The 13,654-nt window shown below is 60.9% G+C and carries 9 protein-coding genes; 7 read left to right on the forward strand and 2 right to left on the reverse strand.

The genetic code is table 11. From position 1 onward, the window contains the following. Positions 1-287: 287 nt before the first annotated feature. Positions 288-1,208: an ornithine carbamoyltransferase gene (gene argF / locus ACF8R3_RS18230; protein WP_058605178.1), complete on the forward strand. Its 921-nt coding sequence runs from the start codon at positions 288-290 to the stop codon at positions 1,206-1,208. Next, a complete protein-coding gene (locus tag ACF8R3_RS18235) occupies positions 1,205-2,314 on the forward strand; it encodes an ABC transporter ATP-binding protein (RefSeq protein ID WP_058605179.1) in 1,110 nt (369 codons plus the stop codon). The genes argF and ACF8R3_RS18235 overlap by 4 nt, the downstream gene beginning before the upstream one ends. A 74-nt stretch (positions 2,315-2,388) precedes the next feature. Here ACF8R3_RS18235 and ybaK read toward each other — a convergent pair whose 3' ends face one another. Continuing rightward, positions 2,389-2,859: a Cys-tRNA(Pro) deacylase gene (ybaK, locus tag ACF8R3_RS18240; RefSeq protein WP_058605180.1), complete on the reverse strand. Its 471-nt coding sequence runs from the start codon at positions 2,857-2,859 to the stop codon at positions 2,389-2,391. Positions 2,860-3,157: 298 nt separating this feature from the next. Here ybaK and ACF8R3_RS18245 point away from each other — a divergent pair, with 298 nt between their 5' ends. The 4 genes from ACF8R3_RS18245 to glpD all read left to right on the forward strand — a co-directional run bounded on the left by ACF8R3_RS18245 (position 3,158) and on the right by glpD (position 8,173). Then, positions 3,158-4,009, forward strand: coding sequence for an MIP/aquaporin family protein (locus ACF8R3_RS18245; protein ID WP_058639698.1), 852 nt, complete (start codon positions 3,158-3,160; stop codon positions 4,007-4,009). 48 nt (positions 4,010-4,057) lie between these two features. Beyond that, positions 4,058-5,557 (forward strand): glycerol kinase GlpK, encoded by a 1,500-nt coding sequence (glpK, locus tag ACF8R3_RS18250; RefSeq protein ID WP_058639697.1) that lies wholly within the window; start codon positions 4,058-4,060, stop codon positions 5,555-5,557. A gap of 128 nt (positions 5,558-5,685) precedes the next feature. Then, positions 5,686-6,441, forward strand: a complete 756-nt coding sequence (locus tag ACF8R3_RS18255; RefSeq protein WP_058639696.1) for a DeoR/GlpR family transcriptional regulator — start codon at positions 5,686-5,688, stop codon at positions 6,439-6,441. A 202-nt stretch (positions 6,442-6,643) separates the two neighbouring features. Further along, a complete protein-coding gene (gene glpD / locus ACF8R3_RS18260; protein ID WP_058639695.1) occupies positions 6,644-8,173 on the forward strand; it encodes a glycerol-3-phosphate dehydrogenase in 1,530 nt (509 codons plus the stop codon). A gap of 28 nt (positions 8,174-8,201) precedes the next feature. Here glpD and ACF8R3_RS18265 read toward each other — a convergent pair whose 3' ends face one another. Beyond that, the gene (locus tag ACF8R3_RS18265; RefSeq protein WP_392515983.1) at positions 8,202-12,353 is read right to left on the reverse strand and encodes an NEL-type E3 ubiquitin ligase domain-containing protein; all 4,152 of its coding nucleotides are present in this window, start codon (positions 12,351-12,353) and stop codon (positions 8,202-8,204) included. 289 nt (positions 12,354-12,642) lie between these two features. On the opposite strand from ACF8R3_RS18265, the gene ACF8R3_RS18270 reads away from it, so the two are divergent. Then, positions 12,643-13,560 carry a glutamate/aspartate ABC transporter substrate-binding protein gene (locus ACF8R3_RS18270; protein WP_058639693.1) on the forward strand — a complete coding sequence of 306 codons (918 nt, stop codon included), beginning with the start codon at positions 12,643-12,645 and terminating at the stop codon, positions 13,558-13,560. The last annotated feature ends 94 nt before the right edge of the window (positions 13,561-13,654 follow it).

Genomic DNA, 13,654 nt, shown 5'->3' on the forward strand with positions numbered 1-13,654 from the left:
TCTTTATCACTCATACAGCAGGCCCTGCCCGTTTGCCAATGTGCCCTCAAGCCGTGTACAAACAGCCGTAGCAAATAAAACACAGCGATACAGTGCCCTGCGAAACCCCTTGCAACATCGCCGGGGGTGCCAAGCGGTTTCACCCCTTGGTTTCAGGCGACATTTAATTATAGTATTGCGCCTTTCCCTATTCGTCCGCCCCGTGCGGCTTACGCCGCAGGTCACCGCCGTTGTCAAAAAAAACCGCACGGTCGGCCTGCATACTGTTGCAGATAAGGTAGTCAATCATGAGCGCTAGGCACTTTCTCTCCCTGCTGGACTTCACCACCGACGAATTGCTCGGGGTGATCCGCCGCGGCATCGAGCTGAAGGACCTGCGCAAGCGGGGCGTGCTGTTCGAGCCGCTGAAGAGCCGTGTGCTGGGCATGATCTTCGAAAAATCGTCGACCCGCACCCGCGTGTCGTTCGAAGCCGGGATGATTCAGCTTGGCGGCCAGGCCATTTTCCTGTCCCCGCGCGATACCCAACTGGGCCGGGGCGAGCCGATCGGCGACAGCGCCATCGTCCTGTCGAGCATGCTCGACGTGGTGATGATACGGACCCACGCCCACAGCACCCTGACTGACTTTGCCGCCAAGTCCCGCGTACCGGTGATCAACGCCCTGTCGGACGAGTCGCACCCCTGTCAGCTTCTGGCCGACATGCAGACGTTCCTCGAGCACCGTGGGGCAATCGAGGGCAAGACCGTCGCGTGGATCGGCGACGGCTTCAACATGTGCAACTCGTACATCGAAGCGGCCCGGCAATTCGGTTTCCAGCTGCGCATCGCCTGCCCCGAGGGATATGAGCCCGACCCACGGTTCCTGGCCATCGGCGCTGAGCACGTGCAGATCGTGCGCGATCCCCGTGAAGCGGTAAAAGGTGCTCACTTGGTGACCACCGACGTCTGGACTTCCATGGGCCAGGAGGAGGAAACTGCTCGTCGCCTGGCGCATTTCGCGCCGTACCAGGTCACCCGCGACATGCTCGACCTGGCAGCACCCGACGTCTTGTTCATGCATTGTCTGCCCGCCCACCGTGGCGAGGAAATCAGCCATGATCTGCTCGATGACCCCCGTTCGGTCGCCTGGGATCAAGCTGAGAACCGTCTGCATGCACAAAAGGCACTCCTGGAATTTCTTGTCGAACCGGCTTACCACCACGCATGAGTCAACCTCTACTGCTCAACCTGCGCAACCTTGCCTGCGGCTATGGCGACCAGCGCATCGTCCAGAACCTGAACCTGCATCTGAATGCAGGCGACATTGGCTGCCTGCTGGGCTCGTCCGGCTGCGGCAAGACCACGACCTTGCGAGCCATCGCAGGTTTCGAGCCGGTGCACGAAGGCGAAATCCAACTGGCCGGCAACGTCATTTCCAAGGCCGGTTTCACCCTGGCGCCGGAGAAGCGCCGCATCGGCATGGTGTTTCAGGACTATGCCCTGTTCCCCCATCTGACGGTGGCGCAGAACATCGCCTTCGGCATCGCCAAGCACCCGCGCCAGGCGGCGGTCATCGACGAGATGCTGGACCTGGTCAAGCTGGGTGGGCTTGGTGGCCGTTACCCTCACGAGCTGTCCGGCGGCCAGCAGCAGCGGGTGGCACTGGCACGGGCGTTGGCGCCAGAGCCGCAATTGCTGCTTCTGGACGAGCCATTTTCCAACCTTGACGTGGAGCTTCGTCGCAGGCTCAGCCACGAGGTGCGGGATATCCTCAAGCAGCGCGGTACCAGCGCCATCCTGGTCACCCATGATCAGGAAGAAGCCTTCGCGGTCAGCGATCAGGTTGGGGTGTTCAAGGAAGGCCGGCTTGAGCAGTGGGATACACCCTACAACCTGTACCATGAACCGCAGACACCTTTCGTGGCCAGTTTCATCGGCCAGGGCTATTTTATCCGTGGCCAGATGACCAGTGTGGAAGCCGTCAGCACCGAGCTGGGCGAGCTGCGAGGCAACCGCGCCTATCGCATGGCTGCCGGCAGCTCGGTGGATGTGTTGCTACGTCCGGATGACATCGTGCATGCCCCCGACAGCCCGTTGCGCGCAGTGATCGTGGGCAAGAGTTTTCTCGGCGCCTCGACCTTGTACCGCCTGCAACTCCCCACCGGCAGCCAGCTCGAAGCGATCTTCACCAGCCATGTGGATCGTCAGCCAGGAGAAGAGGTGGGCATCGCAGTAAAAGCCGATCACTTGGTGGTGTTTCCGGTGCCAGGCAGCATTGCAACCCAGACGGTGCAGCAGGCAACAGGCGTTCGTCGCCACAGTGGGCCGAACTGACGCCAGGCCCGGGCTACGTCTTGAGCGGGCCCGCTACCGGCTCAACCCGAGCAGGTAGCAAGGATGAATGGGCATCACGTTCTGCCAATACTGGCAAAGGTGGCCTGGGTATGCTCGGCCAGGGTCGTTGCCGCCAGTTCCACCTCCAGCCCACGTCGCCCAGCGCTCACATGGATAGTCGCAAAACGCTGCGCCGCCTCGTCGATGAAGGTGCGCAGACGTTTCTTTTGCCCTAGCGGGCTGATCCCACCTACCAGATAGCCTGTTGCCCGCTGCGCCTTGACAGGGTCGGCCATCTCGCACTTTTTCACCCCCGCCGCATGCGCCAAGGCCTTGAGATCAAGGGTACCCACCACAGGCACCACCGCTACCAGCAACTCCCCTTTCTCGCTACAAGCCAGCAGCGTCTTGAATACCTGCTGCGGGTCCAGGCCGAGCTTATCTGCAGCTTCCAGTCCATAGGACGCTGTCTTGGGGTCATGCTCGTAGCTGTGAACGTGATAGTGCGCGTGATGCTTTTTCAGCAGGTCCAGAGCGGGCGTCATACGAAGTTCCGGTGTAAGACAGATCGGCAGCTACTTTAGGTCAATTCCCACATTCCAGCCAAGAAGCCCGTGCGCCCCGCTCTACGATGGGGCATCACGCTGGTGGCCGTTGCCCAAAACGTGACTGACCGTTCACTTTCGACCTTTGACATCAGCGTTTCTTGTCTATATTTTTTCGTTTCTGAATGCCGGGGGTGCACCTTCACGGTGCACCTCATATCCGCCCAGGACCATCCGGAAGGTCCGGGCCTTGCTGTCGAGCCCCGCGCGACTCACAACAAAAACAACGAGGTCATACATGACAATTGCCCAAGGCCAACCCACGCTGTCCAGTCAGTGCCTGGCCGAATTCCTCGGTACTGCGCTGCTGATCTTCTTCGGTACCGGCTGCGTCGCCGCGCTCAAAGTCGCAGGCGCAAGCTTCGGACTCTGGGAAATCAGCATCATTTGGGGGGTGGGAGTCAGCATGAGCATCTACCTCACCGCCGGGATCTCCGGTGCACACCTGAACCCTGCCGTCAGCATCGCGCTGACCCTGTTCGCCGGCTTCGAGCGGCGCAAGCTGCCTTTCTACATGCTTGCCCAAGTGTGTGGTGCCTTCTGCGGCGCGGCGCTGGTCTACACCCTCTATAGCAGCCTGTTCTTCGATTTCGAACAAGCGCACGCCATGCTGCGCGGTAGTGAATCCAGCCTGGACCTGGCAGCGGTTTTCTCGACCTATCCCCATCCTTCCTTGTCTACGGCGCAAGCGCTGCTGGTGGAGGTGGTGATCACGGCGATCCTCATGGCCGTCATCATGGCCCTGACCGACGATAACAACGGCCTACCCCGCGGCCCGATGGCGCCGCTGCTGATCGGCCTGCTGATCGCGGTGATTGGCAGTGCCATGGGGCCCTTGACCGGCTTTGCCATGAACCCGGCACGCGACCTGGGCCCGAAAATCATGACGTTCCTGGCAGGCTGGGGCGAAATCGCCTTTACCGGCGGCCGAGATGTGCCTTACTTCCTGGTGCCGATATTCGGCCCTATCATCGGCGCCTGCCTGGGTGCTGCCACCTATCGTGGCTTGATTGCCCGCAATTTGCCCGCAGCTCCAACGTCCACGCCTGCGGCAAGCGATGGTCGCCAAGGCGATACGCAAGTCAACTGAGCACGGCAGACAGACCCGCCACGACCCCTATTTTGCAAGGCCAACACCATGACAGACACTCAGGACAAGCAGTACATCATCGCCCTGGACCAGGGCACCACCAGTTCGCGTGCGATCATCTTCGACCGCGACGCCAATGTGGTCGGCACCTCCCAGCGTGAGTTCGTCCAGCATTATCCGCAGGCAGGTTGGGTCGAGCACGACCCCATGGAAATCTTCGCCACCCAGAGTGCGACCATGGTCGAAGCACTGGCCCAAGCTGGCATCAGCCATGCCCAGGTCGCGGCCCTGGGCATCACCAACCAGCGCGAAACGACCGTCGTCTGGGACAAGGAAACCGGCCGCCCGGTATACAACGCCATCGTCTGGCAATGCCGGCGCAGCACCGAAATCTGCGCCCAGCTCAAGCGCGACGGCTTTGAGGACTACATTCGTGAAACCACGGGTCTGGTCACCGACCCGTACTTTTCCGGTACCAAGCTCAAGTGGATCCTGGACAATGTCGACGGCGCCCGGGAACGCGCCGAGCGTGGCGAGCTGCTGTTCGGCACCGTCGATACCTGGCTGATCTGGAAGTTTTCCGGCGGCAAGGTGCATGTCACCGACTACACCAACGCCTCGCGAACCCTCATGTTCAACATCCACACGCTGCAGTGGGATGAAAAGCTGCTCGACATCCTGGGCATCCCTGCGCAAATGCTGCCAGAGGTGCGCTCCTCTTCCGAGGTCTATGGGCATACCAAAAGTGGCATCGCCATCGCCGGCATCGCCGGGGACCAGCAATCGGCCCTGTTCGGGCAGATGTGCGTGGAACCGGGGCAGGCGAAGAACACCTATGGCACTGGTTGTTTCCTGCTGATGAACACGGGCGACAAGGCCGTCACTTCCTCCCATGGCCTGTTGACCACCATCGCCTGTGGCCCGCGCGGTGAAGTGGCCTATGCCCTGGAGGGGGCCGTGTTCAACGGCGGCTCGACGGTCCAGTGGCTGCGCGATGAACTGAAGATCGTCAATGACGCGTTGGATACCGAGTACTTCGCCAGCAAGGTCAAGGACAGCAATGGCGTCTACCTGGTGCCTGCCTTTACCGGCCTTGGCGCCCCCTACTGGGACCCTTATGCCCGCGGCGCGCTGTTTGGCCTGACCCGCGGCGTCAAGGTGGATCACATCATCCGCGCAGCACTGGAGTCCATCGCCTACCAGACCCGCGACGTGCTCGATGCAATGCAGCAGGACTGCGGCCAACGCCTGTCCGAACTGCGGGTTGACGGCGGCGCGGTGGCCAACAACTTCCTGATGCAGTTCCAGGCCGATATCCTCGGCACGTGCGTCGAGCGCCCCAAGATGCGCGAGACCACGGCGCTGGGTGCAGCCTACCTGGCGGGCCTGGCTTGCGGTTTCTGGAGCAGCCTGGACGAATTGCGCAACAAGGCGATCATCGAGCGGGAGTTCAGCCCGCAACTGGATGAAGCGCAGAAAGAGAAGTTGTACGGTGGCTGGAAAAAAGCCGTCGATCGCACCCGCGATTGGGAAGAACACGACGCCTGATCACCGTAGGCAACGGCGCAGTCCGCTCCATGGCCTGCGCCGGATCCACCCTTCGGACGCCACGCTGGTCGTCATCCCCGTCCTACGGCATCATTGCAGCATTTGTCAGGCTGCTCCGAAGGACGTCCATGAATTTGCCTCCACGCCAACAACAAATCCTCGAACTGGTCCGCGACCGCGGCTACGTCAGTATCGAGGAAATGGCGCAGCTGTTCGTCGTTACCCCGCAAACGATCCGCCGCGACATCAATCAACTGGCAGAGCTCGACCTGTTGCGCCGTTACCACGGGGGCGCAGCCTACGATTCAAGCGTCGAGAACACGGCGTATGCCATGCGCGCCGACCAGATGCGTGATGAAAAGCAGCGCATCGCCGAGGCTGTCGCTCGGCAGGTGCCCGATCATGCCTCACTGTTCATCAATATCGGCACCACCACCGAATCCATCGCGCGTGCCTTGCTCAACCACAGCCAACTGAAGGTCATCACCAACAACCTGCACGTCGCCTCCATCCTGGCGGCCAAGGATGACTTCGAGGTCCTGGTGGCGGGCGGTACCGTGCGCCGTGACGGCGGCGTCGTAGGCCAGGCCAGTGTCGACTTCATCAATCAGTTCAAGGTCGATTACGCCCTGGTCGGTATCAGCGGCATCGATGAAGACGGGAGCCTGCTGGATTTCGACTATCAGGAAGTGCGCGTATCCCAGGCGATCATTGCCAATGCTCGGCAGGTGATCCTGGCAGCGGACTCCAGCAAGTTCGGGCGCAATGCCATGGTGCGCCTGGGCGCCATCAGCCTGGTCGACTGCCTGGTGACCGATCAGACCCCAACCCCTGCCCTGGTCCAACTGCTCAATGAACACAAGGTGCGTGTCGAAGTGGTTTAGGTTGTCTAGACCGGCACTGCAACTGTGGGCGCGGCACAAGCCCGCGCCGCACTGGCTTTTTTCGTTAATGTTCATTTGCTTGTCACCTGATCAGTATTTTCTATGAATACGGACTGGCGAGTCGCGTCCTCTTGCGCTAGTATTTTCGGAAACGAACATAAATGTTCACTTTCGATACAAATTGCTCCAGGAGGCCTTCCCTGTGTCCCAGCCCGATTCGACCAGCGCTCCCGTCGCCGATTGCTATGACCTGGTGGTGATAGGCGGTGGCATCAACGGTGTGGGCATCGCCGCCGACGCTGCCGGCCGCGGCCTGAAAGTCTTTCTGTGTGAAAAGGACGACCTGGCCCGGCACACCTCATCAGCCAGCAGCAAGCTGATTCACGGTGGTCTGCGCTACCTTGAGCATTACGAGTTTCGTCTGGTACGTGAGGCCCTGGCCGAACGCGAAGTCCTGTTGGCCAAGGCACCGCACATTGTTAAGCCCATGCGCTTCGTGCTGCCCCACCGCCCCCATCTGCGCCCTGCCTGGATGATCCGTGCTGGCCTGTTCCTGTACGACCACCTGGGCAAGCGCAAGCGCCTGGGCGCCTCGCGCAGCCTGCGATTTGGCGCGGGCTCCGCGCTCAAGCCGGCCATCACCCGCGGTTTCGAATATGCCGACTGCTGGGTTGACGACGCTCGCCTGGTGGTCCTCAACGCCATGGCCGCCCGTGAACATGGCGCGCATATTCACACCCAGACACTGTGCCTGGGCGCCAGGCGTGTCGGCGCCATCTGGGAAGTGGATGTGCAGCACGCCGACGGCAGCACCCGGATGGTGCGGGCCAAAGGGCTGGTGAACGCCGCCGGCCCATGGGTTGCGCAGTTCATCAAGAACGACCTGAAACTGGACGCTCCTTACGGCATTCGCCTGATTCAGGGGAGTCACCTGATCGTCCCCCGGCTGTATGAAGGCGAGCACGCTTACATTTTGCAGAACGAAGACCAGCGCATCGTTTTCTGCATCCCGTATCTTGATCGTTTTACGCTGATCGGCACCACTGACCGTGAATACACAGGCGACCCCGCCAAGGTAGCGATCACCGATCAGGAAACCGACTATCTGCTGAAGGTGGTCAACGCCCACTTCAATCACCAGCTGCAGCGCAGTGACATCTTCAGCACCTATGCAGGCGTTCGCCCCCTGTGCAATGACGAGTCGGACAACCCGTCGGCCGTTACCCGTGACTACACCTTGGCACTGTCCGCCGCCCACGGTGAAGCCCCCCTGCTCTCGGTCTTCGGTGGCAAGCTCACCACTTACCGCAAGCTGGCCGAATCGGCCATGGCCGAACTCAAGCCATTCTTCAGCCAGATGGGCGGCAGTTGGACGGCCGAAGCAACCCTGCCGGGCGGCGAGGACATGACCACGCCCCAGGCACTTGAAGAAGCCTTGCTTGCTCGGCATACCTGGCTCGCCCCGGCCATTGCCCAGCGCTGGGCACGCACCTATGGCAGCCGCGTCTGGACACTGTTGGCAGGCGTCGAAGGCCCGCAGGACCTGGGTCAGGCCATTGGTGCGGGGCTCTTTGCCCGCGAGGTGGATTACCTGTGCGAGCATGAGTGGGCAACCTGCCTTGAAGATATCCTGTGGCGTCGTACCAAGCTTGGGCTGTTTACCACGGAGGCGGAACAGAACACCCTCGCCCAGTACCTGAAAAAGGCAACGCAGCGCAGCCACGCCGCCTGACCCAGGTGCGCCGCCTGTCAGCCCATGCTCACAGGCGGTTGTAGGCCTCAATGGCGAGCTCATGGTAAAGCGCCTGCTCCTGGGCATCGAGTTCAGCCTTCAAGGCAGCAGCTTGCTGTAGATAGACCTGCTCCCCGTGCTCGCCGGCGGTGCGCTCGGCGGCCTCGAGCCGTTCGTGAAACGGTGCCGCCAGCGCCTCGAAACGTTCGCGATAATAGCTGCGCACAAACGACTGCCAGAACTCGCGTTGCGCCAGCGCTGCTGCCAGCACATCCAGACTTTCACCCGCCAGTACCCGGTCTCCGGCCAGCCTGACCTGCCGACTGATGACGTCGCTGAATTCCGGGTAGTTCATGTAGCTCGGCTGAGCCGGCAACCCCAAGCGACTCGCCAGATTGACCCGATAAGCCAGGTACACTTCGATGTCATCCACCATCGCATAGGGATCGCGTCGCATTTGCTCGATGTGCCGAGCGGCAATACTGTCCACCTGGTCCAGGCGGTACAGCGAACGGCCAAGTCGCAAGAGTTCGCGCTCAGTCTGCCCGGCACTCGTCCCAGCCGTATGCATGGCGATATGCGCCCTCACCTCCAGTTGACTGAGCAGCAGCAACAGACGGTCATCGCAGGTTTGCGGACCTTGGGTCTGCAAGTAGACCGATTCGCGGACATCCGTACTTTCAGCACACAACTCCAGGATGTGCCATATACGTGCGCGGTAGTACTGCGGCCGTTCGTCAAAATCGTCAGACTCGGCAAAGTCGGCGAGGAACCGGAACAGATCGGCCGACCCCTCATCGTCGAGCAAGGCGCTCCAGATGCGTTCATACCGATGGCGTATCTCTGGCTTGGCCGGCCCAATCCAGCTGTCTCGCAGTTCGTTGTCAACGGACACTCGGGCATGGTGGCGTGGGGCGCGTGAGCCCTCGTTTGCAGTGGCGAGTGCTTGCTGACTGGCTTCGTCCAACGGATTGTCGTGCAGGGACAGTTGCTGGATGCGGTCTCCAAGCGCGCGCAGGTGCTCGTTGACCTCACGAATCTGGTTTTCACGGATGTCCATCAGGCCGCGCCACAGCACTTGATGGGGCTGCGGGGGGTTCAACAGGCCCGTGTTGCGCAGTGAAATCGCACGCAGATGACGCAGGGCAGACAGGTTCGGTACGCGGCCGATCGGATTACCGCTCAAGCTGATGTGTTCAAGGTGGGTCAGCCCGGTCAGCACCGTGTCACTGTCGGGTTGCAGTACGATCCGATTGTCATCAAGGCGCAGTGTGCGCAACTGCCCCAGACCGCTGAGTCCTGTAGGCAGCTGCGTCAACTGGTTGCCGCGCAAATCGAGCACCTGCAAGTGCGGGAAGCGTCTGAGAAAGGCATCGCTGACATAGGTAAGCGCCAGGTTGCGCAAGGCCAGTTGCCGCACGTGATTGAAATCGATGTCACCAGGCAGGTCAGGTAGCGTGCCTACCTGCTCGCCCTCTAGACGCAGCACATACTCATCATTCTCGGACGCGACCGTCTTGCGTCGCCAAGCGCGACGAATGTGGGTGGCCACCCTGCGTCGGCGGCGCCGATCAATGAAGCCATTGCCCTGGCGCTCCCAGGAGGCGAGGGACTGACGCAGACGTTCCAGTCGCCCTTCGAGATCGCTCAGGTGGTCCCAAAGGTTCACGTCGCGCTCGATCAATTGCGCCAGATAAGCGTCCATCTGGTCATCGGTCAGTGTCGGGTAAATGCGGCGTATGCCCCGACGCAGTGCTTGCCGACTGCTCTCGCCCCGCCCGCTGAGGGGATAACCGACACGGCCATCCTGGAGTCGGCGAGGCGGATTGAAGCGACCACCCAGCGCCGTCATCCCCAGCGACTGGGCCGTCTTCCCACGGTCGGCAGCCGCCCTATGCAGCAGATCTGCCCCTAATTCGGCTGTCGTAACCGATGGGCCGCCGAAAGCGGTTTTCTGGGTTTCATCCAGGGTCTGCAGCAGGCATGCCAGCAGCCCTTGGTCCCGGGCCTGGATAGGATGTGCTTGCAACTGATATCCCCCGATGGTCTGCACGATCACCTCGGTGCGCTGTGCATCAGCCGGGCCGTGGAAGACCACTAGCTGGCCCTGAGCCTCCCCCAAACGCACCTCGATACGTGTTGACACGGGCCATGGCGATGTTTCATCGATCAGCGCCAGGGCCAGGCGCAGTGTGTCCAGGTTGGCGGCATGCTCATGCTCGAGCCCCAACAACGCGCGATCAATGCGGCTTTCACGCAAAGCCCAACGCGCTCGCTCAGCAAGCGGCAGGGGTACCTTGCCGCTCATCAGCGTCGCCAATTGTTCGGTGGTGGCGCACTCCACGATTTCTTGCGCCAGTGGCACTGACAGGCCGGTGAAGTCGCGAGTGAGCGTATCCACGCCAACGCCTGGCTCGCCCACTGAAAGTGCCAGCGCTTGCTCGACCAACAGCTCGGAGGTCGGCCCTTGGCTATGCAGCAGGTGCCGTGCCTGCGCTTCCCTGAGCCGTGCTGGCGCCGGCTCCTCGTGTAAACGCAAGCTGCGCAAGTGTTCAGGCGACAGACCCGTGACCTGCATCAGCACGTCGGCATCCAGGTTGGATACCTGCTCAAGATCGGCGCCAAAACTGCGCATCAATTCACCCGGATGCTCCAGGCTGTGGGCCGACGCCGGCATCTTTTTCAGACGCAACCCCCTGTTGGCCACCCTCACCGGCGTGAGGCCGTCGACCAAACCGATGCGCTCTAGCGCGCCGCCGATCGTAGACTGCGCAGCCCCAAGCACTGCGCCCGTGGCCACGACCTGCGCCACATTGAACACATGGGCCAGCGCTTGCTGCCTGTCGCCTATCTGCCAAGCCTCGTAACCGTCGTAGACTTCGCGCGCGACGTCTACGGCTGCCGCTACGAACAAAACTTCGCCCAAGCCGGGAACGAACTGCGCGGCCAGGGTGAGCGCATCGAGCCCTGCCCCTTTCAAGGCGTCGATGCGCTCGTGCCGCTCAAGTTGAGTCAAATCGCCCGTAGGGACGGCCAGCACCCGGGCATCGTCGATCATTGTATTGAGCAAGCGTTTACGCAGGCAGGCAAAGACAGAGCCTTTTATTGCGAAATGGCGACCATCGATGGCGAGCGGTGTAGATCCACCAGAGGATTTGTTCAATTGCGCCAACTGGGCCAGGAACGCAGGCTGCTCGCGCTGGGCGATCAAGCTGACGAAATACCGTCTATATTGACGCTCACGCAGCCGCTTGCCGAGGTGCTCGTAAAATCCAGCCCAGTCCGCATGCCGCCCGATGGGCTCGGCCGGGTCATCGGAAAACCAGCTTATCAAGCCGTGCATGGGCCCATTGGCCGCTGCGCGAAGCTCAATGACCAGGCAACGCTGAACGGGCTTGCCTAGGACAAATAGCTCGAACGGCTGGAACCCCTGAGTCACGGCCGGTACGGTCGGCTTCTGGGCTATCAGTGGCAGAAGTGCCAGGTAATCTTGCTCGGTCAACTGCCCTTTGAGCCTGGCCATCCTGACTGCAACATCGAGTGCCGCACGTAGACGCTCCTCGAAAATCTGTTCTACCGCACGCTGCCCAAAATCGGCGGGTGCTGGGGGGCGCGCCTTGGGGAACAAGCACGTACGCAGCTGCTGCTGGTACTGCCCGCCCAGGTCCAGCTGCCGGCAGAGCCGAGCAAACGCTTCGAAGGAGAGCGGCAATACAGTGCCGTTTGCCTCTTGCAAGTGAGCGCGCCGGTGCAGGCCGGGAAAGGTCTCGCTTTCATGAAAGTTGTGCAGCGCGGCCACCAGCAGCGACTCTTTGCTGTAAAGCGCTCTCATAGGTGTCTGCAGTCGAGGCGCGGCACTGGGTATCGCAACTTTGTCATGCAGCACCACCTGGGCGGTGTCTACATTCACCTCACCCAAGCCCCTGGCTCGCAGCGCCTCCTGAAGTAATGGGCGGGCAAAGGTCTCTAGCCCAGGCAACGTTTTCAAACGCGCCCTGACCGCCTCGCTCGACAACTGTTCAAGATCGAGCGCCCGGTGGAATGTGCTCAGCAGGTCCGGATCAGCGCTGGTCAGCCAAGCCGGCAACGCCTTCGCCACACATGCATCAACGGAAAGGTGAGGTAGTGCGTTATCTGCCACAAATCTTCCTCTGGTCTGGAAAATGGCGTAGCAGAACATCGGGCTGTCATGGGCAGGTGTTACATATGGCTGGGTACACAAGCATGAACACTCATTCGGATAACCGAACATGAAATTGAAGGTCATTCGAATTTCCGACTCTGTTGAAAAACTCGAATTAGTCGAACAAGGCTAACGCCCTCGCTTTCAGCGGGGCTAACATGCTTCACGGACCTTGGCACGACTTCTGCTCATATCCATCAACCGGATGCAACAGCTGCCGTATCCGTTGAACGAAAGAGTCCGCCAACGGCTCCATAAAAAAAACAAACACGTCGAGGAAAATTTGATGCGTATCGTTCGTCAATTGCTGGGCGCCGCCATCGCGGCTGCTGTAATCGCTTCGCCGGCCATGGCCGAAGAACTCACCGGCACCCTGAAGAAGATCAAGGATTCAGGCACCATCACCTTGGGCCACCGCGACTCCTCCATCCCGTTTTCCTACCTGGCCGGCAAGCCAGAGCCTGTAGGCTATTCCCACGACATCCAGCTGGCCGTCGTCGAGGCCCTGAAGAAGCAACTGGGTACCGACATCAAGGTCCGCTATAACCTGGTCACTTCCCAGACCCGCATCCCGCTGGTGCAGAACGGCACCGTCGACCTGGAGTGCGGCTCCACCACCAACAACGTCGAGCGTCAGCAGCAAGTCAGCTTCTCGGTGGGTATCTTCGAGGTTGGCACCCGTCTGCTGACCAAGGTCAAAGACGGTCAGCCGGCCTACAAGGACTTCGCAGACCTGGCTGGCAAGAACGTAGTGACTACCGCAGGCACGACCTCCGAGCGCATTCTCAAGGCCATGAACGCCGACAAGCAGATGAAGATGAACGTGATCTCCGCCAAGGACCACGGTGAAGCCTTCAACATGCTCGAGAGCGGCCGCGCCGTGGCCTTCATGATGGATGACGCGCTGCTGGCTGGCGAAATGGCCAAGGCTCGCAAGCCGTCGGACTGGGTCATCACCGGTACGCCGCAATCCTATGAAATCTACGGTTGCATGGTGCGCAAGGGTGATGAGCCCTTCAAGAAGGCCGTGGATGATGCGATCGTTGGCTACTTCAAGTCCGGTGAAGTCAACAAGAGCTACGACAAGTGGTTCCAGCAGCCAATCCCGCCAAAAGGCCTGAACCTGCAATTCCCGATGAGCGACGAGCTCAAGAAGCTGATCGCCGAGCCGACCGACAAGGCGGCAGACGAGAAGAAATCCTGACCCCCAGCCTGGAGCCTGCCGCGCTGCAAGGCGCGAATTAAACCGGCAGGCTCCCCGTTAGTGTCTAACCTTTCATCCGAGGGCAGTTTGCCCT

Source organism: Pseudomonas sp. FYR_7 (assembly GCF_043106155.1).
Classification (GTDB): domain Bacteria; phylum Pseudomonadota; class Gammaproteobacteria; order Pseudomonadales; family Pseudomonadaceae; genus Aquipseudomonas; species Aquipseudomonas parafulva_B.

Excerpts from the sequence above, each read along its gene's own strand:
- ACF8R3_RS18255 (WP_058639696.1), top strand. The coding sequence starts at position 5,686 with ATGAATTTGCCTCCACGCCAACAACAAATCCTCGAACTGGTCCGCGAC.
- ACF8R3_RS18265 (WP_392515983.1), bottom strand. The coding sequence starts at position 12,353 with ATGTTCTGCTACGCCATTTTCCAGACCAGAGGAAGATTTGTGGCAGAT.
- ACF8R3_RS18235 (WP_058605179.1), top strand. The coding sequence starts at position 1,205 with ATGAGTCAACCTCTACTGCTCAACCTGCGCAACCTTGCCTGCGGCTAT.
- glpK (WP_058639697.1), top strand. The coding sequence starts at position 4,058 with ATGACAGACACTCAGGACAAGCAGTACATCATCGCCCTGGACCAGGGC.
- ACF8R3_RS18245 (WP_058639698.1), top strand. The coding sequence starts at position 3,158 with ATGACAATTGCCCAAGGCCAACCCACGCTGTCCAGTCAGTGCCTGGCC.
- ACF8R3_RS18270 (WP_058639693.1), top strand. The coding sequence starts at position 12,643 with ATGCGTATCGTTCGTCAATTGCTGGGCGCCGCCATCGCGGCTGCTGTA.
- argF (WP_058605178.1), top strand. The coding sequence starts at position 288 with ATGAGCGCTAGGCACTTTCTCTCCCTGCTGGACTTCACCACCGACGAA.
- ybaK (WP_058605180.1), bottom strand. The coding sequence starts at position 2,859 with ATGACGCCCGCTCTGGACCTGCTGAAAAAGCATCACGCGCACTATCAC.